This is a genomic window from Streptomyces sp. KL2, assembly GCF_046529545.1.
Taxonomy (GTDB): Bacteria; Actinomycetota; Actinomycetes; order Streptomycetales; family Streptomycetaceae; genus Streptomyces; species Streptomyces radiopugnans.
Map to the genome: position 1 here is coordinate 3,015,686 of NZ_CP127170.1, position 22,511 is coordinate 3,038,196.

The 22,511-nt window shown below is 70.6% G+C and carries 19 protein-coding genes, 1 tRNA gene and 1 pseudogene; 14 read left to right on the forward strand and 7 right to left on the reverse strand.

The features are described 5' to 3' along the window. Window positions 1–3: 3 nt before the first annotated feature. The gene (locus QPK52_RS13645) at window positions 4–1,242 is read right to left on the reverse strand and encodes a transposase (protein ID WP_410537765.1); all 1,239 of its coding nucleotides are present in this window, start codon (window positions 1,240–1,242) and stop codon (window positions 4–6) included. Window positions 1,243–2,521: 1,279 nt separating this feature from the next. Here QPK52_RS13645 and QPK52_RS13650 point away from each other — a divergent pair. Then, window positions 2,522–3,004, forward strand: a complete 483-nt coding sequence (locus tag QPK52_RS13650) for a hypothetical protein (RefSeq protein WP_410537766.1) — start codon at window positions 2,522–2,524, stop codon at window positions 3,002–3,004. Window positions 3,005–3,503: 499 nt separating this feature from the next. Here the strand turns inward: QPK52_RS13650 and QPK52_RS13655 are convergent, their stop codons facing one another. Then, window positions 3,504–4,682: a protein kinase family protein gene (locus QPK52_RS13655; RefSeq protein WP_410537767.1), complete on the reverse strand. Its 1,179-nt coding sequence runs from the start codon at window positions 4,680–4,682 to the stop codon at window positions 3,504–3,506. 373 nt (window positions 4,683–5,055) lie between these two features. Here QPK52_RS13655 and QPK52_RS13660 point away from each other — a divergent pair. From QPK52_RS13660 to QPK52_RS13670, 3 genes and pseudogenes are all read left to right on the forward strand, one after another. Continuing rightward, a pseudogene (locus tag QPK52_RS13660) lies at window positions 5,056–5,595 on the forward strand (replication initiator); the annotation flags it as partial. After that, window positions 5,592–5,804 (forward strand): helix-turn-helix domain-containing protein, encoded by a 213-nt coding sequence (locus QPK52_RS13665; RefSeq protein WP_093852174.1) that lies wholly within the window; start codon window positions 5,592–5,594, stop codon window positions 5,802–5,804. The pseudogene QPK52_RS13660 and the gene QPK52_RS13665, both read left to right, overlap by 4 nt. Further along, the gene (locus tag QPK52_RS13670; RefSeq protein WP_410537768.1) at window positions 5,804–6,979 is read left to right on the forward strand and encodes a tyrosine-type recombinase/integrase; all 1,176 of its coding nucleotides are present in this window, start codon (window positions 5,804–5,806) and stop codon (window positions 6,977–6,979) included. The genes QPK52_RS13665 and QPK52_RS13670 overlap by 1 nt, the downstream gene beginning before the upstream one ends. A gap of 61 nt (window positions 6,980–7,040) precedes the next feature. Here QPK52_RS13670 and QPK52_RS13675 read toward each other — a convergent pair. Then, a tRNA-Gly gene (locus QPK52_RS13675) sits at window positions 7,041–7,114 on the reverse strand. 233 nt (window positions 7,115–7,347) lie between these two features. Here QPK52_RS13675 and QPK52_RS13680 point away from each other — a divergent pair. From QPK52_RS13680 to QPK52_RS13690, 3 genes are all read left to right on the forward strand, one after another. Then, a complete protein-coding gene (locus QPK52_RS13680) occupies window positions 7,348–7,536 on the forward strand; it encodes a hypothetical protein (protein WP_093656872.1) in 189 nt (62 codons plus the stop codon). 101 nt (window positions 7,537–7,637) lie between these two features. After that, on the forward strand, window positions 7,638–8,213 hold the full coding sequence (gene dcd / locus QPK52_RS13685; RefSeq protein WP_093657735.1) for a dCTP deaminase: 576 nt from the start codon (window positions 7,638–7,640) through the stop codon (window positions 8,211–8,213). Between the two features lie 23 nt (window positions 8,214–8,236). Then, a complete protein-coding gene (locus tag QPK52_RS13690; protein ID WP_093656870.1) occupies window positions 8,237–8,734 on the forward strand; it encodes a phosphoribosyltransferase in 498 nt (165 codons plus the stop codon). 64 nt (window positions 8,735–8,798) lie between these two features. Here QPK52_RS13690 and QPK52_RS13695 read toward each other — a convergent pair whose 3' ends face one another. Further along, the gene (locus QPK52_RS13695) at window positions 8,799–9,851 is read right to left on the reverse strand and encodes a Yip1 family protein (protein ID WP_410537769.1); all 1,053 of its coding nucleotides are present in this window, start codon (window positions 9,849–9,851) and stop codon (window positions 8,799–8,801) included. Window positions 9,852–10,010: 159 nt separating this feature from the next. Then, complete coding sequence (locus QPK52_RS13700) at window positions 10,011–11,483, reverse strand: FG-GAP-like repeat-containing protein (RefSeq protein WP_410537770.1); 1,473 nt, start codon at window positions 11,481–11,483, stop codon at window positions 10,011–10,013. A gap of 222 nt (window positions 11,484–11,705) precedes the next feature. On the opposite strand from QPK52_RS13700, the gene QPK52_RS13705 reads away from it, so the two are divergent. Continuing rightward, window positions 11,706–12,269 carry a hypothetical protein gene (locus QPK52_RS13705; RefSeq protein WP_410537771.1) on the forward strand — a complete coding sequence of 188 codons (564 nt, stop codon included), beginning with the start codon at window positions 11,706–11,708 and terminating at the stop codon, window positions 12,267–12,269. 113 nt (window positions 12,270–12,382) lie between these two features. Here the strand turns inward: QPK52_RS13705 and QPK52_RS13710 are convergent, their stop codons facing one another. After that, window positions 12,383–14,674, reverse strand: coding sequence for a (Fe-S)-binding protein (locus tag QPK52_RS13710; protein WP_410537772.1), 2,292 nt, complete (start codon window positions 14,672–14,674; stop codon window positions 12,383–12,385). Window positions 14,675–14,968: 294 nt separating this feature from the next. On the opposite strand from QPK52_RS13710, the gene QPK52_RS13715 reads away from it, so the two are divergent. The 6 genes from QPK52_RS13715 (at window position 14,969) to QPK52_RS13740 (ending at window position 21,836) form a co-directional block, all read left to right on the forward strand. After that, entirely contained in the window at window positions 14,969–16,336 is a 1,368-nt protein-coding gene (locus QPK52_RS13715) for a PP2C family protein-serine/threonine phosphatase (protein WP_410537773.1), read from the forward strand. 136 nt (window positions 16,337–16,472) lie between these two features. Next, window positions 16,473–18,320, forward strand: a complete 1,848-nt coding sequence (dnaK, locus tag QPK52_RS13720) for a molecular chaperone DnaK (protein ID WP_410537774.1) — start codon at window positions 16,473–16,475, stop codon at window positions 18,318–18,320. After that, window positions 18,317–19,009 (forward strand): nucleotide exchange factor GrpE, encoded by a 693-nt coding sequence (grpE, locus tag QPK52_RS13725; protein WP_410537775.1) that lies wholly within the window; start codon window positions 18,317–18,319, stop codon window positions 19,007–19,009. Before dnaK ends, grpE begins: the two co-directional genes overlap by 4 nt. A 33-nt stretch (window positions 19,010–19,042) precedes the next feature. Further along, complete coding sequence (gene dnaJ / locus QPK52_RS13730) at window positions 19,043–20,224, forward strand: molecular chaperone DnaJ (RefSeq protein ID WP_410537776.1); 1,182 nt, start codon at window positions 19,043–19,045, stop codon at window positions 20,222–20,224. 5 nt (window positions 20,225–20,229) lie between these two features. Continuing rightward, a complete protein-coding gene (locus QPK52_RS13735; protein WP_093663053.1) occupies window positions 20,230–20,706 on the forward strand; it encodes a heat shock protein transcriptional repressor HspR in 477 nt (158 codons plus the stop codon). A 266-nt stretch (window positions 20,707–20,972) separates the two neighbouring features. Further along, window positions 20,973–21,836 carry a trypsin-like serine peptidase gene (locus QPK52_RS13740; protein WP_410537777.1) on the forward strand — a complete coding sequence of 288 codons (864 nt, stop codon included), beginning with the start codon at window positions 20,973–20,975 and terminating at the stop codon, window positions 21,834–21,836. Between the two features lie 189 nt (window positions 21,837–22,025). On the opposite strand, the gene QPK52_RS13745 is transcribed toward QPK52_RS13740, so the two are convergent. Beyond that, complete coding sequence (locus QPK52_RS13745) at window positions 22,026–22,457, reverse strand: pyridoxamine 5'-phosphate oxidase family protein (RefSeq protein ID WP_410537778.1); 432 nt, start codon at window positions 22,455–22,457, stop codon at window positions 22,026–22,028. Window positions 22,458–22,511: the final 54 nt, after the last annotated feature.

Genomic DNA, 22,511 nt, shown 5'->3' on the forward strand with positions numbered 1-22,511 from the left:
CCTCTATACCCCCGTCCGGGCGTACTCGTGCGTCTCCCGCACGGGAGGAACCGGCAGTTCGCCGGGCTGGGCCAGCCGGGTGTAGGCGTACGCGGCGGAGGCGAGCGTCATGTGATGGTGCCAGCCGGGGAAGGAGCGGCCGGCGAAGTCCAGCAGCTCGAACCGGCTGTCCAGGCAGTTGACGGTGTTCGTGGCGCTGGTGTGCAGCAGCGCCAGCTCCAGCAGCTCGTCCAGCCGCCTGTGCGTCAGATTCGTCATCCACAGCAGGCCCGTGCCCCGCCCCTCCGGGGCGGGCTGGGTGAACAGGCGGTAGACCCCCCGGTCGGCGCCGGGCGGACGCTGCCCGGAGAGCCGGAACAGCGCCGAGAGCACCGGGACGTGCCGGAACACCCCCTCGGGGCCCATGACGGTGGCCGTGTAGTGGTGCCGGTCACGGCGCGATCCCAGCAGCTCGTCCGCGGTGTGCACGGTCTCCCGCGGGTGTGCCGGATGGACCCGCTGGGCGTCCGGCCGCCGATCGGCCACCACCTTGGTGCCCGGCCGTACGGCGACGACGAAACCGCACCCCATCGCCTCCAGGCGCGCGACGGCCGGTCCGACGTCGTCGGTGTCGCTCAGATCCGCGACGACCGGTGCGGGAGGACCCGAGGTGACGGTCAGCATCTTCTCGACGAGGTCCAGGGAGTCCTTCCACAGCGGCTGGGGCATCACGTCCCGGGGGATGCGGGCCCCCCTCCGCAGCGCTTCCTCCTCTCCCCACTCGGCGGGCATGTACAGACGCCAGTCGACCGGGAGGTTGGCCCCGGGACAGGAGAGGAACAGGGCGGTGCCCAGCTGGCAGTTGACCGTGCGCCCGCTGGACGCGACGAATCTTCGGTGCACGCAGGCGGATCTGCCGCCCCGCTTGGGCGAGACGGCGAACGCGACGGTCCACGCGCGGACGGACGCCCGGCGCTCCACCCACCGGGCCAGCTCGGTGCGGGAAGGCTCCCACTTCCACGAACTGCCGCTGATGAACTGCTGGAGCGAGTACCAGGCCGTCGGCGAGCTGGAGACGGACTCCGCGAGGCGCCGCATAGACTTCCTGCCCTGGGTGAAGAGCAGTCCTCGCATGTAGGCGCGCGCCCACTGGCGCTGGTCGGCCCTCGGCAGATGCCCGAAGAGGAGATCGCTGAAGACATCCGCGTCATGGACGTCGGGTGCCGCTCTGTCCAGCGTGCCGATACCGGTGCTCTGGGGCATTGGTCGAACCCTTCTCTGACGGAGTGTCGGTGACCTTGACGACTTGCCGTGCGCCGGGCCGGGCGGTGCGGACCCGTCCGGACGAGGGGGAGGGCCCGGCGCGTGTGGCCGCCGGCAGGCCCGCACCGTAGCGGTCCTGCCGACGGGCGCGCGGAACGAGTGGAGCCGGACCGGCCCCGCCGTCGTGCCCACATGCCTGCGGCGGGAGCGTGTCCCGGCACGAAGCTCCGCGCGTAGCGCCGGGCCCGGGCTACCGCCGTTCCGGCGGTTCGGTACGCCCGTACCCCCGGCGTCGGGGGCACGGAGGAGGATGGAACGAACGCGGGGTGCACACCGTCGGCGCCGACGCCCCGCTCACGGAAACCGGACGGTCACACCGTCTGCCGGCCCGGGGTACCGCGGGGGCCCGAGGGCCGGCGGCGGTGCGCAGGAGGACCGGGCGCGGCCGCCTCTGCGGGCGGCGACTCGGCGCCCGGCGACTCGGACAGCTCCGCGACCACACCGGTCCGACGTTCCCGCAGCACGCGTGCGCCCATCTTTCCCCCTGTGAGAAGCCCCTGAGCAGGGGCCCGAAAACCAGCCGCTACATCCGGATACTCACACACGCATCATCGTGGGCGTATGTGCGTACCCGCGAACACCCGTTCCACACCTCTCGTAACAAGCCAGGTGCCGGGCAAGCGCACAAGCACAGGGCACGTGCGGGGAAACGTTCCGCCGGGTGCCGCGCGCTCGCGCGGGAAAGTCGCAACATCGGCGCGAAAACACCGTAGGACCCCTGTGTTCCGCTTCTGCGTGCCGCTGTCCTGAGCCTTTCTCGGAGCGGCCCGGCACGTCCGTGGCGAGATCGGGCGCCCGGGTTCCCCGCCGCCGCCCGTCCTGCGGGCCGGGGCGAGCCGGGCGGAGCGCCGCCGCACCGTGTCTTTTGCGCCGGGGCGGCACCGGCCCGGCCGCCGGGACCGGGCCGGCTCGCACGGCACGGATCGGGCACGGGGCGATTGGAACGGCGCCGGGAGGTCCGGACAACGAACAAGGCCCAGGTCGCTGACCTGGGCCTTCGTCATGGAGCGGGTGACGGGAATCGAACCCGCGCTCTGAGCTTGGGGATCACCGCGCGATCACCCGCGCATTACGCCTCTGACCTGTGCGGACGCCTTCGCAGACCGCACTGCAGTGGTGTCCGAAGTGACCGCTGCTGACCGCCCTTCCCCGCCCGTTCTGGCACGCATCTGGTACGGAGCCTGTGTCTGGAGGCAGCAACGCATGGAAGGATCCGGGCGTGGAGATCATGGCGGATCTGCGAGTGATGCTGGGCTCGCTTGCCCGGGAGGACGGTGTGTTCGGCCGGGTCGCGGCAGCGGACACCGGCACTGTGGAAGAGCATGTGTACCGTCTGGTGCTCGACGCGCACGAAGCCTGGGCGGACTACGCGGTCAAAGATGCACGCGGGCCGACCGGTCCCGCCGACATCCGCGGGGCACTGGAAGCCATCGACGCGGAGCAGGCCACGGACGTCATGACGTATCTGTCCGCCGGGGACCTGGTCTTCCCGGGCCGGATGCGCCGCGACCGGGAGCATGCTCACCGAGCCGCCCGGCGAGTGGTGAAGCTGCTCGGCTACGAGGCGACGTGGTCGACGAACATCGAGCTGTCCGACGCAGGCTACGGGTGGAACCCCGTCACCCGGCACTCCTTCGATGGGGTGGTCGCCGGCGTGGGTAACGGTGTTGTCGTTGCCTTGCTGCAAGTGGGCGAGGACTGACATCGAAGCGCCGCATTGACCACTGCGTTACAAGTTCGATCATCAGGCCGCTTAACCTGCTCGGTTCCCGCGTCTCCGGCAGCTCTTGGTCCTCCTGCGACTGCCTCAGTCTGTCTCCGTCCGGGGGCGTTGATGTCATCTGGTGGTGTCACCACGCCTCACCACCACTTTAGGGGAGAGGCTGGGTGATCTGGCGGCTGAGCTGCGGCTTAACTAGGCCAGAAAATGGGCGGGAATTTGCATATGAGGCACCGGTGTTGCCCGTGGCTGACCCCTGTATCTGGACCGGTTGTGGCACGAACTTCAACTGACAGCAGCGAGCCACGATGGCGGAGTACCAACAACCAGGCGCGTGTATGCCTCACTGCACCCGGCCTCCACCATGCTGCCAATTCCGTCGACCGGAGCAAGCCTCATGCCAGCCGACACGTACTGGTGGTGCTTGAGTCCTCAGCTTGGGAAGCGTACAGCTGCCCATAGGCGTTAAGCGATACAAGGGTCAAGCAGGGGAATCGGTGGGGTTTGGGGTGGACTCCAATTTCTCGACATCACCAATTAGTTCGCGCACGCTCTGGTATCGATGGGATACATCATGCGCCGTGCACTTCCGTACGATCTGGCTCGGTGCATCATTTTGGGACATCAGGGCCTCTCTGCCGCTGAAGATATAGGACAGCACCCAACCGATCGAGTAGATCTCATTATGTACGCCATACTCCTTGAAGCTCGCCAGGAGGGGATCCCGAATGGTTCCGCGCATCTCCGTCTTCGTTCGCGTGTATTCGGAATTCTTATCTTTGGCGAGGCCGAAGTCCGAGAGCTTCACAAGGACAGCCCCACCGTTGAAGGTCTTAACTAGAACGTTCTGGAGGCTGACATCGCGGTGAAGCAGATTTTCGGTATGGATATAGTTGATGCCGTACAAGAATTGCAGCGCAATTCTCTTCCTTGACGAAAACGGCAAGTTGCTGTTCCGCTTCTTGATGTACTTGCGGAGCGTAGACTCGCAGAACTCCATTAGGTATTCATTGCGGGTCGTGTCGTACTGGAACACTTCAACTATGTACGGGAACCTCAAGCGCTTGAGGATATCGAACTCCTGCCGGAATCGATGAAGATCCCGGTCGCTTAGGTCCTTGTTAGCACGCTTAACGGCAAATTTTATTCCGTAGTCAGGGTCGACAAAGGAGAATACCTTTGCGTATGACCCCTCGCCGATCAGCTGCAGCTGAGTGCGTTGACTGGACTTCTTCAGTTTGATCTCGGTTTCCGGGCGAGAAAAAACTGGCTCATATTTAATAATGGCAATTTTTTTGAAGTCATCCGGAATGGCGCTCCCTCCGCTGCGCTTCAGCCATGACTGGCAGCTTTTTATTGCGCCTGCATAGGGTTCCGCTAGATGCACCTGCATGTTAGCATGCTCGCACTCATCAAGGAATTCAGTCAATTCCTTGATGAGTGCGAGCATTTCTCTGCTATTTTCGGCCCGGTAGTGGCGGGTCGAGTCTGTCCTGTCGTTGATCGATTCAAAATGCTCGTTCAATCGCTCGTGAAGGCTAGCGAAAGCGCGGCCGAAGCGGGAATCGTTCACGTACAGGCGGAGGAAAGCATTAGAAACTTTCGCGTCTGCGTACGAGTTCGAGAGGTCGGTCAGCATCAGTTCGGTAGGGTCAGCCACTTCCTCGTCCTCCTGGCGTTTGCTTGCCTCGCGCCTTCCTCTTTTAATGTCTAGCCAGGTTAGGGGCCGTTTGGGGCCTGCGGGACGAGAACCTAGAAAAAGGCCAAGGCGAGCGTCCTACTCACGACTCGCCCCAGCTCCCATCCCGTCTGCCTGGGTCGATGGCAGACGGGATGGGAGCTCCCCGCGCTCACCACTGACGACCGGCACTCACCAGCCGTGCCCCTCCATCCCGGAGCCCGAGTGCCCCCGCCGGAGGCACTGTTCTGACCGAGGCCGCAGCAGTTCAGCGTCGCCTCATGGCCTCCGCCCTATCCCACCGTGGGCGCGCGGTCGGCGGACGGCCGGGGCGGAGACAGGAGCGCAGGCCCGGCGGGAAGCCGGGCCGCGCACGGCGAGCGGAGCGAGCCGCCTTGACGACGGCACCGAACTGACCGACCGGGCCGTCGCGGCCTACATCGCCAAGTACGCCACCAAGGGCGCCGAGACCGCCACCGGCACCCTGGACCGGCCGCTGAAGTTCCTCGCCGAGCTGGCCGCCCTCGACCTCTCCGACCACGCCCGGCGGATGATCCGCACCGCCTGGACCCTCGGCGCGCGCAAGGACCTGGAACACCTGCGGCTGCGGGCCTGGGCCCACATGCTCGGCTTCCGCGGCCACTTCTCCACCAAGACCCGCCGCTACTCCACCACCCTCGGGGCGCTGCGCACCGCCCGCGCCGAATGGCAGCGCCTCCAAGCCGCCATCGCACGCGGCGAGACACCCCACGATCCGGCCGCCGAGCCGGAGGAGACCACCCTCGTCCTCGCGCACTGGGCCTTCGCCGGCACCGGCCTCACAGCGGGCGAGCAATGGCTGACCGACGCACTCACCTCCAACACCGCCAGCACGGAAGGGGAAACAGACCGATGAAAGACCGATACCTCAGCGTCGACCAGGTCGCCGAGCTGCTCGGCACCACGCCTCGTTTCCCCCGGCGGCTGGTCGCCGAACGGCGGATCACCTTCGTCAAGCTCGGCCGTCACGTACGTATCCCGGAAAGCGCGCTGGCGGCCTTCATCGAGGCGAACACCGTGCAGCCGGTCCAGCGGCGCCGGGCTCGTCTGCGGAGGGCCGCCTGATGGCCAACAGGAAGGGCAAGCGCCGTCGCTTCGGTGCTGTGCGCAGGCTGCCGTCCGGCCGCTGGCAGGCTCGTTACCCTGGCCCGGACGGTGTGCTGCGTCCGGCCGACCGCACCTTCGACACCAAGGCGGACGCCGAGATCTGGCTGTCGCAGACGGAAGCGGACCTGACGCGCGGCGACTGGCAGGATCCGGATGCCGGGGCGGTCAACTTCGAGGTCTACGCCCGCCAGTGGATCGCCGAACGCGGTCTCCGGCCGACGACCGTGGAGCTCTACGAACGCCTGCTCCGCATCCACCTGCTGCCCGCCTTCGGGCACCGGGACCTGGACGAGATCACCGCTCCCCGTGTCCGCACCTGGCGTACCGAGCGGCTGGAGGAGACCGGGGCGCCCACCACCGTGGCCAAGGCGTACCGGCTGCTCAAGGCCGTCATGGAAACCGCTGTGGACGACGAGCTGATCCGCCGCAACCCGTGCCGCATCAGGGGCGCCGGCCAGGAGCGGGCGCCCGAACGGCCCATCGCCACCGTGGAGCAGGTGTACGCGGTGGCCGACGCCATGGGGCCGCGGTGGCGGCTGATGGTCCTCCTCGGGGCCTTCGCGACCTTGCGGCCGGAGGAACTGGCCGAGCTGCGGCGCGGTGACGTCGACCTCGACACGGGGACGCTGCGGATCACGCTGGCCTCGCCCGAGCTGACGACCGGCCGCCGTGTCACGGGCGAGCCCAAGTCGGCGGCCGGGAAGCGCACGCTGATCCTGCCCGCGTTCCTGCACACCGATCTGCGGCGGCATGTCGAGTGGTTCGCCGACAGGAAGGACCGGGGCCCGAACGGGCTGCTCTTCGTCGGCGAGAAGGGCGCTCCTTTCCGGCGGTCCACCTTCGGGCGGAAGTGGCGCAGGGCGCGCGCGAAGGCGGGGCTCCCCGAGGGCTTCCGCTTCTACGATCTCCGTCACACCGGGAACACTCTCGCGGCGGACACCGGGGCCAAACTGAAGGACCTCATGGTGCGGATGGGGCAGTCGTCCGTACGGGCCGCGATGATCTACCAGCACTCGTCGCTGGAGCATCAGCGGGAGCTCGCCGACGGCATCGACGCCCGGGTACGCGCGGCCCTGACGCCTCCGGAGAAGGGCGGCGGCCCTTCTGGCACGGATCTGGCACGGGATGCTTAGAACGGCGCTGAGAGGTCCGGGGAACGAGCAAGGCCCAGGTCGCTGACCTGGGCCTTCGTCATGGAGCGGGTGACGGGAATCGAACCCGCGCTCTGAGCTTGGGAAGCTCATGTTCTACCATTAAACTACACCCGCGAGGAGCGGACGATCACGTCGCTCATCGACGCACACTGTACCTCATCCCGGGCCCCCGGCGCACAGCCGAGGGGTCCTTTTCGTCGTGTCCCCGGGGCGTGTGACGGGCGGGTTTCCGGGAAGCGGAGGAGGGGAGTTGGGGCGTACGGTGGGAGCGGAGCGCCGGGCGCGAGACAGGCCGATTGATCCCCTAATGTGGCTTTGGTCGTTCACGTAGTGGGGAGAGGCAGGCGATGGAGTCCACCGTCGTTCAGTGTGCCGATGGGCATGTGTTCAGCACCTCGACGTTCCCGATGCAGAACCTCGGCAGCGGCCGGATCGGCCCGGGCCGGCTGCTGCGGTGCCCGCGGTGCGCGCGGCTGAGGCAGGCGGTGCCGGTGGCGCGGCAGGCCGTGACGGGCATGGAGGTCGTGAGGCGCTGAGACGCCGGGGTGCCGGGCGGCCGTGGTGAGCGGCCGTGGCGGACGAGGGCACGCGGGCCCGGTGCGCAGGCGCCGGGCCCGCGGTCTGTACGCTCGACGTCGTGCTTCTCTCAGACAAGGACATCCGGGCCGAGGTCGACTCCGGGCGGGTGAGGATCGATCCGTACGACCCGGCGATGGTGCAGCCGTCCAGCATCGACGTGCGGCTGGACCGCTTCTTCCGGGTGTTCGAGAACCACCGCTACCCCCACATCGACCCCGCGGTCGAGCAGTCCGACCTGACGCGGCTGATCGAGCCGGAGGGGGACGAGCCGTTCATCCTCCACCCGGGCGAGTTCGTGCTGGCCTCGACCTACGAGGTGGTCACCCTGCCCGACGACATCGCCTCCCGGCTGGAGGGCAAGAGCTCGCTGGGGCGGCTGGGCCTGCTGACGCACTCCACGGCCGGCTTCATCGACCCCGGCTTCTCCGGGCACGTGACGCTGGAGCTGTCGAACGTGGCGACGCTGCCGATCAAGCTCTGGCCCGGGATGAAGATCGGGCAGCTGTGCATGTTCCGTCTCTCCTCGCCGGCCGAGCACCCCTACGGCTCCGCCCGCTACGGCTCCCGCTACCAGGGGCAGCGCGGCCCGACGCCCTCGCGGTCCTACCTGAACTTCCACCGCACGCAGGTCTGAGCGCGAGGAGCGAGGAGAGACGCATGGGCGACGAGCGGGAGAACCTGACCTACGAGCTGTTCGGGCAGGCGGTCCGGGAGCTGGCGCAGGCCGTCGCGGACGACGGCTACGAGCCGGACATGATCCTGTCCATCGCGCGCGGCGGGCTGTTCGTCGCCGGAGGGCTCGGCTACGCGCTGGACGTGAAGAACCTGCACGTGATGAACGTGGAGTTCTACACCGGCGTCGGCACGACGCTGGAGATGCCGGTCATGCTGCCGCCGGTGCCCAACGTCGTCGACCTGAGCGAGAAGAGGGTCCTGGTCGCCGACGACGTCGCCGACAGCGGCAGGACGCTCAAGCTGGTGCACGACTTCTGCGCCGAGCACGTGGCCGAGGTGCGGTCCGCGGTGGTCTACGAGAAGCCTCGGTCGCTGGTGAAGTGCGAGTACGTGTGGAAGCACACCGACCGCTGGATCAACTTCCCGTGGAGCGTGGAACCGCCGGTCGTGCGGCGGGAGGGACAGGTCCTCGACTCCTGACGTGCGGACGGGGCCCGCGCACCGGCGCGGGCCCCGTCCGCATGCGGGCCGTACCCGCCGCGCCCTACAGCGTGCCGAGCTTGAACAGCGCCAGCAGCGCGACCAGTTGGATCGCGGAGGCGCCCAGCGCCTTCGGCCAGGGCAGGTCGTGCGAGCGGCGGACCATCGAGGTGAGCAGCGCGCCCGCCGCGAGCAGTGTGATCCAGCCGACGACCTGGACCACCGTGGCGCTGCCGCCCAGGAACATCGCCAGCAGCAGTCGCGGGGCGTCCGTGATCGACATGATCAGCATGGACAGGCCGACCGTCGGGGCCCACAGCCCCTCGCCGCCGAGCTGGCGGGCCAGGGTGTGGGTGACCACGCCCATCAGCAGGGCGGAGACGACCACGGCCACGCCGGTGATCAGCACGAACGGGATCGCGCTGGAGAGCGTGGAGTTGATCGCGTCCTCGCGGGCCTGGTCGAAGCCGAAGACGGCGAGCAGGCCGTAGACGAAGGTGACGATGAGCGCCGGGCCCCACACCGAGTGGTCGCGCATCCGCCAGAAGGTGGCGTCGGGGCGCAGCACGATGCCGCTCAGCAGCTGCTTCCAGTGCAGCCGCGGGCCGGAGGGCGCCGCGGGCGGCTGCCCCGCCGCGTAGGTGCCGCCTGCGGTGTAGCCGTCGTCGGCCGGGTGGCCCTGCTGCGGGGCGTGGCCGTGGTCGGGGGCCTCGCCGAAGCTGAACATCTGTGTGTGCCCGGGGTTGTTGGCGGGATCGTGCGAGGCCGGGCGCACATGGCCGCCGTGCCCGCCGTGCCCGGGGTGGTGGCCGCCGTGGCCCGGATCGCCGAAGTACTCCGGCTCGCCGTGCCCCCCGCCGCCCTGGCGCCACAGGGTGTGCCCGGGCTGACCGGGCTGTACGGGCTGCTGTCCCGGCTGCGCGGGAGGCGCGTACGGCGGCTGCCCGTACGTGCCGGGAGCCTGCTGCGGGGGGCGGTGCCCTTGCTGTCGTGCGTTCCGGGGATCCCGGCCGTGTCCCATCCTGAATCCAGCCACGCCTTCGAACGTACCGTGTTCCGCCGGACGTGGTGCCGCGGGCCGGGCGGAGGGGCGCGCATTGCCGCCGAGCTGTGACATCCCCTGGGGGATCCCCGTAGGGGAGGCCCCGGGGCGGTGGTCGGGGCAGCCGGAGGGCGGCGCCGCGGGGACGGCCGCGGGGCCCGGCCGGCGGGCCGGGCCCCGCGGGGCGCGTGTGCGGAAGCGGTTGCGCGAGTGGCGCGGGCGGTGCGGAAGGCGTCAGCCGGCGAAGTTGACGCCGAACAGCGGGGCACCGGCCGAGGAGACGCCCACCCTGCTGACGGAGAGGAAGTAGCCGCCGCCGGCGATCTTCGTCCCGTCGGAACGGAGCGCGGTGACCGCGCCGTTGCCGTTGTTCTCGCCCAGGGCGCCGACCGTCAGGTCCGCCAGGCCGTCGTCGTTCATGTCGGCGAGGTGGACGTCGCTGCCGAACTGGTCCTCGGTCTCGTTGCCGCCGGGGACGCCGGGGGAGTCCTGGTGGATGAGCTGGGAGCCGGCGCCGGTGAGGCCGGAGCCGTCCGCCGCGCCGTACAGGACGACGACCGCGCCGGTGTACTTCGCCTCGCCCAGGGACTCGCCGGGTGCGCCGACGGCGAGGTCGAGGTGGCCGTCGCCGTTGACGTCGCCCAGGTCCAGCTCGGCGCCGAAGCCGTCGTACCGCTCCGAGCCGCCGGGGACGCCGGGGGAGTCCTGGCTGAAGGACTGGCGGGTGCCGCTCGGGCCGGAGGGGGAGCCGTGGAGGACGTTGACCAGGCCGCCGGTGCGGCTGCCGGGGACGCCGGAGTCCGCGTCGAACTCCATGCCGATGACGATGTCGCCGAAGCCGTCGCTGTTGACGTCGCCGATGTCGGTGATCAGGCCGGCGGGGAGCTTCCGCTGGCCGCTCGCGGTCAGGCCGGAGGCGGAGCCGGGGACGTAGTAGTTGGCGTTCCAGTGGTACTCGCCGTCGGCGGAGTCCCTCTCGTAGCCGTCCACGACCAGATCGGCGATGTCGTCGCCGTTGACGTCGCCGGAGTGGAGGTTCATCGGGCCGGTGTCCGCTCCGCCGAGGATGGCGGGGCGGACACCGTAGGCGCCGCCGTACTCCCCCTTGCCCTTGCCGAAGCCGCCGCGGAAGACGCGGACGTAGGAGGAGCTGGTGCCGACGGCCAGGTCGGCCAGGTCGTCGCCGTCGTAGTCGGCGGCGTCCAGCACGTAGCCGAAGCGGTCGTGGGAACCCGGCGAGGGGTCGGGGACGGTGGTGCCCCCGTACAGGCCCGAGGCGGAGCCCCAGATGATCTGCACCGTGCCGCCGTTGACGTCGTCGCCGACCTTCTCGCGCGGGGTGCCGACGGCGAGGTCGGTGAAGCCGTCGTCGTTGAAGTCGGCCGCGGTGGTGTCGTGGCCGAAGCCGTCGCCGGTCTCGGACGCGCCGGGCACTCCGGGGCTGTCCTGGCTGATGAGGGTCCGCTTGGAGCTGGTGGTGATGCCCGCGGCGGAGCCGTAGAGCACCACGACCTGGCCGGCCCTCGCCTGCCCGTTGACGGTGGCGAAGGGGGCCGAGACGGCGAGGTCGCGGAAGCCGTCGCCGTTGAAGTCGGCGGTCGGGCGGTCGCCTTCGGCGGCGGCCGAACCGGCGGTGGCGGCCATCAGACCGCCGGTCAGGGCCGCCACGGTCGCGGCCGCGAGGGCCGTACGGAAACGATTGTGCACTCGGAACTCTCCTGCTGCACGAGGAGGATGCCGCCAGGCATCCCGGACTGATGCGGCCGAATCCGCCCGTTTCACCGGGTGTTGGCCAGTAATTAACGCGGAGGTGGCCCACAGGAGACCTCCGGGGAGGTGCCGGGGTTGTACGGGAGGCGGGTTTTTCTTCACCGGCCGGGCACGGGACCGTCTGTCGCCGGTACGGGTCCGTCGGTCATACTGCCCGCCGTGGAACAGCTCAGAGGTCCGGTCATCCCGCCCGTAACCGCAGCCGGCACCGATCCGGCCTACATACCCGGCCTCACTCCGCCGGGCCCGGACCGGGCCGGTGAGGAGGCCGCCGCCGAGGAGGTGGAGCAGACAGAGCAGGAGACCCCTTCCGGGGAGACCTCCGGAGAGGCGTCCGGGGAAGCGGTCCCGGAGGAGCCGGCCGAGGACGCCGCCGGGAGTGCCGGCCCGTCCTCCGGGGCGGCCGCGGCCGGTGAGCGGGACGAGGACGGTCAGCGGGACGGCGGGCCCGTCTTCGAGGCGTCCGACCGCCGCGGTTCGATCGCCGCCGGCCCCTTCGGGCTGGTGTTCCGGCTGGACGGCGAGGAGGCCCGGTTCTCCTGGGACGAGATCGGCGCGGTCGAGACGGATCTCCCGCGCTTCGGGCGCCGGTTCTCCGTGTCGGTCTGCACGACCGCCCGCCGCTGGTACGAGGCCGACGTCGACGCGCCGTCCCGGAAGGTCCTGAAGGAGTGGGACGAGGAGTTCGACGCCGTCCTGGACGAGTGGTTCGACGAGGACTGAGAGAAGGGCCGGCACGGCACGGCGGGAAGGCGCCGCATACGGCGGTGGCCGGCCCCGCGTTCCCGCGGGACCGGCCACCGCCGTCCTGTTGCGTACTGCCCGGAGCGCGACCGCTACGCGGCCGGCTCGGGCTCGGGGGCAGACTCCGTACCGGCCGGGCCCTCCGGCTCCGCCGGGGTCTTGACCGACTCCAGCAGGAGCTGGGCGACGTCCACGACCTGGACGTTCTCCTTGGCCTTGCCCTCGTTCTTCTTGCCGTTGACCGAGTCGGTCAGCATCACCAGGCAGAACGGGCAGGCGGTGGAGACGATGTCCGGGTTCAGCGACAGCGCCTCGTCCACGCGCTCGGTGTTGATGCGCTTGCCGATGCGCTCCTCCATCCACATCCGCGCACCGCCGGCGCCGCAGCAGAAGCCCCGCTCCTTGTGGCGGTGCATCTCCTCGTTGCGCAGGCCGGGCACGCGGCCGATGATCTCGCGCGGCGGCGTGTAGACCTTGTTGTGGCGGCCCAGGTAGCACGGGTCGTGGTAGGTGATCAGACCCTCGACCGGCGTGACCGGCACCAGGCGGCCCTCGTCGATGAGGTGCTGGAGCAGCTGGGTGTGGTGGATGACCTCGTAGTGCCCGCCGAGCTGCGGGTACTCGTTGGCGATCGTGTTGAAGCAGTGCGGGCAGGTCGCGACGATCTTCTTCTTGGACCGCTCGACGGTGACGCCCCCCTCGCCGTCCTCGTCCGGGGCGGACTCGCCGAAGGCCATGTTCAGCATCGCCACGTTCTCGGCACCGAGCTGCTGGAAGAGGAACTCGTTGCCCAGGCGGCGGGGGGAGTCGCCGCTGCACTTCTCGTCGCCGCCCATGATCGCGAACTTCACGCCCGCGATGTGCAGCAGCTCGGCGAAGGCCTTGGTGGTCTTCTTGGCCCGGTCCTCCAGGGCGCCGGCGCAGCCGACCCAGTACAGGTAGTCGACCTCGGTGAGGTCCTCGATGTCCTTGCCGACGACCGGGACCTCGAAGCCCGTCTCCCGCTGGAGCTCCTTCGTCCACTCCAGGCGCTGCTTCTTGGCCAGGCCCCAGGGGTTGCCCTTCTTCTCCAGGTTCTTGAGCATCGTGCCCGCCTCGGACGGGAACGCGGACTCGATCATCACCTGGTAGCGGCGCATGTCGACGATGTGGTCGACGTGCTCGATGTCGACGGGGCACTGCTCGACGCAGGCGCCGCAGGTGGTGCAGGACCACAGCACGTCCGGGTCGATGACGCCGTTCTCCTCCAGCGTCCCGACCAGCGGGCGCTCGGCCTCGGCCAGGGCCGCGGCGGGAACGTCCCTGAGCTGCTCCTCGGTGGCCTTCTCCTCGCCCTCCATGGTCTTGCCGCCGCCGGCCAGCAGGTAGGGGGCCTTGGCGTGCGCGTGGTCGCGCAGCGACATGATCAACAGCTTGGGCGACAGCGGCTTGCCGGTGTTCCAGGCGGGGCACTGCGACTGGCAGCGGCCGCACTCGGTGCAGGTGGAGAAGTCGAGGATGCCCTTCCAGGAGAACTGCTCGACCTGGGAGACGCCGAAGGTGTCGTCCTCGCCCGGGTCCTCGAAGTCGATCGGCTTGCCGCCCGAGGTCATCGGCTGGAGCGGGCCGAGGGCGACCTCGCCGTTGGACTCGCGCTTGAACCAGATGTTGGGGAACGCCAGGAAGCGGTGCCAGGCGATGCCCATGTCGGTGTTGAGGCTGACGGTGATCATCCAGATCATCGTCGTGCCGAGCTTCACCATGGCGGTGAGGTAGACGAGGTTCTGCAGGGTGCCCGTGCTCAGCCCGTCGAAGGCGGCCACCAGCGGGTACGAGGCGAAGTACGCGGCCTCGTAGCCGTCCACGCCGTGCAGCGCGCCCTCCAGGCCGCGCAGGACGAGGATGGCGAGGCCGATGATCAGGATGACGTACTCGACGAAGTACGCCTGCCAGGCGGTCGAGCCGGCGAAGCGCGACTTGCGGCCCGGACGGGTGGGCAGGTTGAGCAGCCGGATCACGATCAGGGTGAGGATGCCCACCGTGGTCATCAGGGCGATGAACTCGATGTACATCTCGTACGGCAGGAAGCCGCCGAGGACCGGCAGCACCCAGTCGGCCTGGAAGAGCTGGCCGTACGCGGTGATGATCGTCAGGCCGAGGGTGAGGAAGCCGATCGCCACGAACCAGTGCGCGACGCCGACGACGCCCCAGCGGTTCATCCGGGTGTGGCCGAGGAACTCCTTGGCCAGGGTGACGGTGCGCTGCTTGGGGTCGTCCGTGCGTGTGCCCGCCGGGACCGGTTGGCCGAGCTTGACGAAGCGGTAGATCTGCGCGACGGCGCGTGCCAAGAGCGCTACGCCGACCGCGGTGAGTACCAGCGAGACGACGATCGCGGCGAGTTGCATGGCGGCTCCTCGAACCTGCGGGGGCGGTGCCTGCGGCTGCAAGCTTACTAAGCGGTAACTTATCCGATCTGTTCGAGACTACCCACTAACGGAGGCCGTCTGTAGCCACTCGTGCGGTGATCTGCGTCGCTGAGGCGGTCCTTGCCCGAGGGGTGGCCGCGGGGCCTCGCGGAGGGCCCGGGAACGGAAGAGTGGGTCCATCCTATAGACCTCCCGGATCTCATCCGCCGAATCGGTGTCGAATGCGGTAAAAAGGGATGCGTTCGTTTCCCGTGGCCGGGAGGAAGTCCCCATATGCGCCGCCGCACTCCGCGCGCGGGGCTCGCGCGGCCCACCGCGAGGCTCCGGGAGCGCCTGTGGGGCCGGCTGTGGACCTGGCTGCTCCTGCCCTGGCTGCTCGTCCTCGCGGTCGCCGTCATCGAGGTCACCGGCGGGGTCCAGGGCCGCGTCGCACACGCCGGCTCCCTGCTCACCCCGGCGCCCGCGCTCGCCGCGGTCCGGGGCCGCCCCCGCGACGTGCTCGCCGTCTCCGCCGCCGCCCTGGCCCTCGGGCTGGCCACCTCCTTCAAGCCGGCCGCGGCCGAGACGGACACCTCCACCACCTCGCTGGTCTCGCTGGTGGTGGTGAGCGCCGCCGGTCTGGTGGCGGCCGTCGCCCGGCGGCGGCGCGAGGGGCAGCTCGTCCGGATCCGGCAGGTCGCCGAGGCCGCCCAGCTCGCCCTCCTCTCCCCGGTGCCGCGCCGCGCGGGCGGGCTGCGCCTGGCGGCCAGGTACAGCGCCGCCGAGTCCGACACGCTGATCGGCGGCGACCTGTACGAGGTCGTGGTCCTTCCGGACCTCACCCGGCTGATCATCGGCGATGTGCGCGGCAAGGGCCTGCCCGCGATCCGTACGGCGGCCGCGGTGCTGGGCGCCTTCCGGGAGGCGGCCCAGTACGAGTCCGCGCTGACGACCGTGGCCGGCCGCTGCTCACGTGCGGTGGCGCGGTGTGCGCGGGAGGCGGCCGCCGGTGACGGCCCGGACGCGGAGGCCGAGGCGGACGAGTTGTTCGTCACCGCCGCGCTGGTGGAGGTCCAGGGCGGGCGGCTGCGCGTCGTCGACCTGGGGCATCCGCCGCCGCTGCTGCTCACCGCCGAGGGCTGCGCGCCGCTGCCGGTCGAACCGCTGCCGCCGCTGGGACTGGTGCACGGGTTCACGGCCGGGTGGGACGACGACTGCGGTCTGACCGTCCACACCCGGTGGAGCCCCGGGGACCGGTTGCTGCTCCACACCGACGGCATCGACGAGGCGCGCGACGGCAGGGGGCGGTTCTTCCCGCTCGCCGAGACGCTGGAGGAACTGCGCGGGGTGCCCACCGAACGGCTGCCGGACGAACTGCTGGAGGCGGTCGCCCGGCACACCGGCGGGAGGCTGCGGGACGACGCGGCGGTCGTCGCCGTCGAGTTCTCGGAGGCCGGGGAGGCGGCGGGCGGGGAGGTGGTGGACGGGGAGAAGGTGGCGGAGGAGACGGGGGGCGCACGGGAACCGGGGGAGAAAGAGCGCGGAGGGCCGGATGGACCGGGCGGTGCGGGGAAGGCTGCCCCGTCCGGGAGCCATGACGGCCCCGGCGAGCGTCCTGCTCCCCGGACGATTCCCGACGGCCGGTGTCCCGCGGGCAGTTGAGACGGGAGCGCCGGGGTATGAGCTGGCCTGCCGGAGGAGAGTTGAGTCGGCGCGGCTCAGGTCTCTTGACGTTGCCCTCCCTCCTGCTGCACTCTTGAGCCAGATCTACTCAAGGTATGAGCTGGAGGAACCCGAAATGGCACGAGCGGTCGGCATCGACCTGGGTACGACGAACTCCGTCGTCAGTGTTCTCGAGGGCGGTGAGCCCACCGTCATCACCAATGCCGAGGGCGCCAGGACCACGCCGTCCGTCGTCGCCTTCGCCAAGAACGGCGAGGTTCTCGTAGGCGAGGTCGCCAAGCGCCAGGCCGTCACCAACGTCGACAGGACGATCCGGTCGGTCAAGCGCCACATGGGCACCGACTGGAAGATCAACCTGGACGGCAAGGACTTCAACCCCCAGCAGATCAGCGCCTTCGTGCTGCAGAAGCTGAAGCGGGACGCCGAGGCGTACCTGGGCGAGAAGGTCACCGACGCGGTGATCACCGTCCCCGCCTACTTCAACGACCACGAGCGCCAGGCCACCAAGGAGGCCGGCGAGATCGCGGGCCTGAACGTCCTGCGCATCGTGAACGAGCCGACCGCGGCCGCCCTGGCCTACGGCCTGGAGAAGGACGACCAGACGATCCTGGTCTTCGACCTCGGCGGCGGCACCTTCGACGTCTCGCTGCTGGAGATCGGCGACGGCGTGGTGGAGGTGAAGGCCACCAACGGCGACAACCAGCTCGGCGGCGACGACTGGGACCAGCGGGTCGTCGACTACCTGGTCAAGCAGTTCCAGTCCGGCCACGGCGTGGACCTGTCCAAGGACAAGATGGCCCTCCAGCGGCTGCGCGAGGCGGCGGAGAAGGCGAAGATCGAGCTCTCCAGCTCGACCGAGACCACCATCAACCTGCCCTACATCACCGCGTCGGCCGAGGGCCCGCTGCACCTGGACGAGAAGCTCACCCGGGCCCAGTTCCAGCAGCTCACCGCCGACCTGCTGGAGCGCTGCAAGATCCCGTTCCACAACGTGATCAAGGACGCGGGCATCCAGCTCTCCGAGATCGACCACGTCGTCCTCGTCGGCGGCTCGACCCGCATGCCGGCCGTCGCCGAGCTCGTCAAGGAGCTGACCGGCGGCAAGGAGGCGAACAAGGGCGTCAACCCGGACGAGGTCGTCGCCATCGGCGCCTCGCTGCAGGCCGGTGTGCTCAAGGGCGAGGTCAAGGACGTCCTGCTGCTGGACGTCACCCCGCTGTCCCTGGGGATCGAGACCAAGGGCGGCATCATGACCAAGCTGATCGAGCGCAACACCACGATCCCGACCAAGCGCTCGGAGATCTTCACCACCGCCGAGGACAACCAGCCCAGCGTGCAGATCCAGGTGTACCAGGGCGAGCGGGAGATCGCCGCGTACAACAAGAAGCTGGGCATGTTCGAGCTGACCGGGCTGCCGCCGGCGCCGCGCGGGGTGCCGCAGATCGAGGTCACCTTCGACATCGACGCCAACGGCATCATGCACGTCTCCGCCAAGGACCTGGGCACCGGCAAGGAGCAGCGGATGACCGTCACCGGCGGTTCGGCGCTGCCCAAGGACGACATCGAGCGGATGATGCGGGAGGCCGAGCAGTACGCGGAGGAGGACCACCGCCGCCGGGAGGCGGCCGAGACCCGCAACCAGGCCGAGCAGCTGGTGTACACCACCGAGAAGTTCCTCAAGGACAACGAGGACAAGGTGCCCGGTGAGGTGAAGAGCGAGGTCGAGGCGTCGGTGGCCGACCTGAAGGAGAAGCTCAAGGGCGAGGACACCGCCGCCATCCGCGAGGCCTCCGAGAAGGTCGCGGCCACCAGCCAGAAGCTGGGCCAGGCCCTGTACGCCGACGCCCAGGGCCAGCAGGCCGCGGGCGGCGCCGGTGCCGGTGCCAAGGCCGGCGGCGCGGACGACGACGTGGTGGACGCCGAGATCGTCGACGACGACAAGCCCAAGGGTGATGCAGCGTGACGGAGGAGACCCCGGGTTTCGAGCAGGAGCCCGACGTCCCCGCCGAGCCGGGCGAGCCGGGCGAGCAGCCCGGTGACGCGGCGCAGACCTCCGGGACCGCCGAGGAGGCGGGCCCGGAGGCGGCCCCCGGGACGCCCGGGGCGTCCGGGGACGCCGAACGGGTGGCGGCGCTGACCGCCCAGCTCGACCAGACCCGTACCGCGCTGAACGAGCGCACCCAGGACCTGCAGCGGCTCCAGGCGGAGTTCTCCAACTACCGCCGCCGGGTCGAGCGGGACCGGGTGGCGGTCAAGGAGATCGCGATCGCCAACGTGCTCACCGAGCTGCTGCCGGTGCTCGACGACATCGGCCGCGCCCGGGACCACGGCGAACTGGTCGGCGGCTTCAAGTCGGTGGCCGAGTCGCTGGAGACGGTCGTGGCGAAGATGGGTCTGCAGCAGTTCGGCAAGGAGGGCGAGGCCTTCGACCCGACGGTGCACGAGGCCCTGATGCACTCGTACTCGCCCGACGTCACCGAGACGACGTGCGTGCAGATCCTGCAGCCCGGGTATCGCATCGGCGAGCGCACGATCCGCCCGGCGCGGGTCGGCGTCGCCGAGCCCCAGCCGGGCGCGCAGCCCGCCAAGGGCGAGGACCAGCAGGCGGAGACGGCAGCCGATGAGGAGAGCGGTGGCCCCGAACAGGGCTGACGCGGAGGAACACCGGAAGGAGGGACGCCGGGGATGAGCACCAAGGACTTCGTGGAGAAGGACTACTACAAGGTCCTCGGCGTCCCCAAGGACGCCACCGAGGCGGAGATCAAGAAGGCGTACCGGAAGCTCGCCCGCGAGTTCCACCCGGACGCCAACAAGGGCGACGCCCGGGCCGAGGAGCGCTTCAAGGAGGTCTCCGAGGCCCATGACGTCCTGGGCGATCCCAAGCGCCGCAAGGAGTACGACGAGGCCCGCGCGCTCTTCGGCGCCGGTGGTTTCCGCACCGGCCCGGGGGCGGGCGGCCCCGGCGGCTTCAACTTCGACCTGGGCGACCTCTTCGGGGGCGCCCAGGGCGGCAGCCCCGGGGCGGGCGGCTTCGGCGGCGGCCTCGGGGACGTCTTCGGCGGGCTGTTCGGCAGGGGCGGCGGCGCGGGCACGCGCACCCAGCCGCGCCGCGGCCAGGACATCGAGTCCGAGGTGACGCTCAGCTTCACCGAGGCGGTGGACGGGGCCACGGTCCCGCTGCGGATGTCCAGCTCGGCGGCGTGCAAGGCCTGCGCGGGCACCGGCGACAGGAACGGCACCCCCAGGGTCTGCCCGACCTGCGTCGGCACCGGCCAGGTCAGCAGGGGCGGCGGGGGCGGGTTCTCGCTCACCGACCCGTGCGTGGACTGCAGGGGCCGGGGGCTGATCGCCCAGGACCCGTGCGAGGTCTGCAAGGGCAGCGGCCGGGCCACCAGCTCGCGCACCATGCAGGTCCGCATCCCCGCAGGCGTCTCGGACGGGCAGCGCATCCGGCTGCGCGGCAAGGGCGCGCCGGGCGAGCGCGGCGGCCCGAACGGAGACCTGTACGTCGTGGTGCACGTCGAGCCGCACCCGGTGTTCGGCCGCAAGGGCGACAACCTGACCGTCACCGTGCCCGTCACCTTCACGGAGGCGGCGCTCGGCGGCGAGATCAAGGTGCCCACCCTGGGCGGCCCGCCGGTCACCCTGAGGCTGCCGGCCGGTACCCCGAGCGGCCGGACGATGCGCGCCCGGGGGAAAGGAGCGGTGCGCAAGGATGGCACCAGGGGCGATCTGCTGGTCACCATAGAGGTGACGGTCCCGAGGGAACTGAGCGACAAGGCAAGGGACCTGCTGGAGTCCTACCGTGACGCGACCGCGGGCGAGGATCCGCGGGCGGCGCTGTTCAAGGCCGCGAAGGGAGACTGACCGATATGGACGGCTACGGCCGCGGACGACAGAGCCAGGGGCGGGGGCGGGGCAACCCGTACGAGCTGACGGACGAGTCACCGGTCTACGTCATCTCCGTCGCGGCCCAGCTCTCCGGGCTCCACCCGCAGACGCTGCGGCAGTACGACCGGCTCGGTCTCGTCTCCCCCGACCGTACGGCAGGGCGGGGCCGCCGCTACTCGGCGCGGGACATCCAGCTCCTGCGCCAGGTGCAGCGGTTGTCGCAGGACGAGGGCATCAACCTCGCGGGCATCAAGCGCATCATCGAACTGGAGAACCAGGTCGCCGCCCTCCAGGCCAAGGTGGCCGAGCTCCAGCAGGCGGTGGAGGGCGCGGCGCTGGCCATGCGCCAGCGCGAGGCGCAGGTGCACGCCTCCTACCGGCGCGACCTGGTGCCCTACCAGGACGTGCAGCAGTCCAGCGCGCTGGTGGTCTGGCGGCCTCAGCGCTCCGCCGACTGACCCCCGCCCGGCATGATCTCGGGGGCACGGCCCCCCGCCGCTCCCACGGTCCGCTCCGGCCCGGCCGGCTTCCCGGCCGGGCCGCTGCCGTCCCGGCTCCGGTACGGCCCGGATTCCGGCTCGGGCTCGCGTCCGGTACGGCTCCGGCGTGGGGCCGTCCGGCGTACACATGCGTCCGTCCGGGTCCGCCCGGACGGACGCACCGCCCCACCCGGTCGGCGGTGTGCGGATGGCATGCGGACGTGGGAGGGGCGCAGCGTGAGGGCATGGACAGGATACGTGCCGTCATAGCCGCATTCGTCACCGTCGCGACCTCCGCCGCGCTGCTGGGGGCCGCTCCCCTGGGCGTCCCCGCGGTCGATCCGGTGTCCGGCGCCGCGGCCGCTCGCACGGAGGCCGGCGGGACCGGTACCCCCCGGGCGCCCTGGCCCGGCGGTACGGTGCGGACCGTCGGGAAGCTCGTCGGGACCTACCCGGACGGGCAGCTGCTCGCCTGCTCCGGCGCCGTCGTGGACGCCCCCAACGGAAGCGTCGTCGTCACCGCCGCGCACTGCGTCCACAACCCCGGCGAGCCCCGCTGGAAGCAGGCCTGGTTCGTCCCCGCCTACGACCGCCACGGCACCGCGAACGCCGCCCGGGTCGGCTGGCGGGTGACGTCGGTGCACCTGGAGTCCGCCTGGAAGCGGGGGAGGCTGCCGCAGGCCCTGCCGTACGACTACGCCTTCCTGAAGGTGGAGAAGAAGGGCGGGCGGACGCTCCAGGAGACGGTCGGCGCCAACCGCCTGGACTTCGAGCCCGTCGATCCGGCCGAGCGCACCGTGGCCCTGGGCTACCCGGCCACGGAGCCGTACGACGGCGAGACGCTCGCCCACTGCGCGGGCACGCCCGCCCTGCTTACCGAGCGGGACACCCAGCAGCCGAACGTGGGCGGACTGCTGCTGGAGTCCTGCGACCTGACGCAGGGCTCCAGCGGCGGGCCGTGGCTGCGGGACTACGACGCCGCGAGCCAGTCCGGCACGGTGGTGGCCGTGATGTCGGTCGGCGACGACCGGGGCCGGGTGCTGGGCCGCCCCTTCCCGGCCGAGGCGCGCCGGCTGCTCCAGGCGGCGGGCGGCGGCCCCCGCGGCTGAGCCGCGCCGAGCCGCACCGCACGGAACCGCACCGCACGGAACCGGAGCGCGCCGGATCCACCGGACCGGCCGTCCCATGAGCCGACGCCGTCCCGCCCGATGTGCGACCGGGCGGGGCGGCGTCGCGCCGTGCGCCGGGCGGGTGCGGGTGCGGGGACGGGGACGGGCGCGGGACAGTTGCGGGGGCGGTCAGAGGGACGGGACGGTGCCCATCGCCCGGTCCAGGGCGATCTCGATCAGCACCCGCTCCGGGTTGGGCGCGGGGGTGCGCCCGTATCGCTCGGCGTAACGGGCTACCGCGTCCGCGATCGCCTCGGCGTCGGTGCGCACCGACGCGACGCCCTCCAGGGTCGCCCAGCGCCCCCGGTCCACCTGGCAGACGGCGGCCCGGGCGCCTCCGGGCCGCTCCGCGGCGGCCAGGACGTTGGCGACCTTGGAGCTGGTACGGCGGGTGATGACCCGTGCCAGACCGGCCCCGGGGTCGTAGGTGACCCCGACGGGCACCACGTGGGGGGTGCCGTCGGGGCGGAGCGTGGTCAGGGTGCACAGGTGCCGCTCCCGCCAGAAGGCGAGGTACGCGTCGTCCGGATGCCTGGGGTCCCGCCGGGATTCGCTGGCCATGCTCCGGAAACTATCCCGGCGGCGCTCCCGTTCGCGCGTTGAGTGGAATAGACT

Bases quoted from the DNA above. Each gene is read 5' to 3' on its own strand.
- QPK52_RS13645 (WP_410537765.1), bottom strand. From the start codon at position 1,242: ATGCCCCAGAGCACCGGTATCGGCACGCTGGACAGAGCGGCACCCGAC.
- QPK52_RS13665 (WP_093852174.1), top strand. From the start codon at position 5,592: ATGAAAGACCGATACCTCAGCGTCGACCAGGTCGCCGAGCTGCTCGGC.
- QPK52_RS13670 (WP_410537768.1), top strand. From the start codon at position 5,804: ATGGCCAACAGGAAGGGCAAGCGCCGTCGCTTCGGTGCTGTGCGCAGG.
- QPK52_RS13680 (WP_093656872.1), top strand. From the start codon at position 7,348: ATGGAGTCCACCGTCGTTCAGTGTGCCGATGGGCATGTGTTCAGCACC.
- QPK52_RS13690 (WP_093656870.1), top strand. From the start codon at position 8,237: ATGGGCGACGAGCGGGAGAACCTGACCTACGAGCTGTTCGGGCAGGCG.
- QPK52_RS13695 (WP_410537769.1), bottom strand. From the start codon at position 9,851: ATGTCACAGCTCGGCGGCAATGCGCGCCCCTCCGCCCGGCCCGCGGCA.
- QPK52_RS13710 (WP_410537772.1), bottom strand. From the start codon at position 14,674: ATGCAACTCGCCGCGATCGTCGTCTCGCTGGTACTCACCGCGGTCGGC.
- QPK52_RS13715 (WP_410537773.1), top strand. From the start codon at position 14,969: ATGCGCCGCCGCACTCCGCGCGCGGGGCTCGCGCGGCCCACCGCGAGG.
- dnaK (WP_410537774.1), top strand. From the start codon at position 16,473: ATGGCACGAGCGGTCGGCATCGACCTGGGTACGACGAACTCCGTCGTC.
- dnaJ (WP_410537776.1), top strand. From the start codon at position 19,043: ATGAGCACCAAGGACTTCGTGGAGAAGGACTACTACAAGGTCCTCGGC.
- QPK52_RS13735 (WP_093663053.1), top strand. From the start codon at position 20,230: ATGGACGGCTACGGCCGCGGACGACAGAGCCAGGGGCGGGGGCGGGGC.
- QPK52_RS13740 (WP_410537777.1), top strand. From the start codon at position 20,973: ATGGACAGGATACGTGCCGTCATAGCCGCATTCGTCACCGTCGCGACC.
- QPK52_RS13745 (WP_410537778.1), bottom strand. From the start codon at position 22,457: ATGGCCAGCGAATCCCGGCGGGACCCCAGGCATCCGGACGACGCGTAC.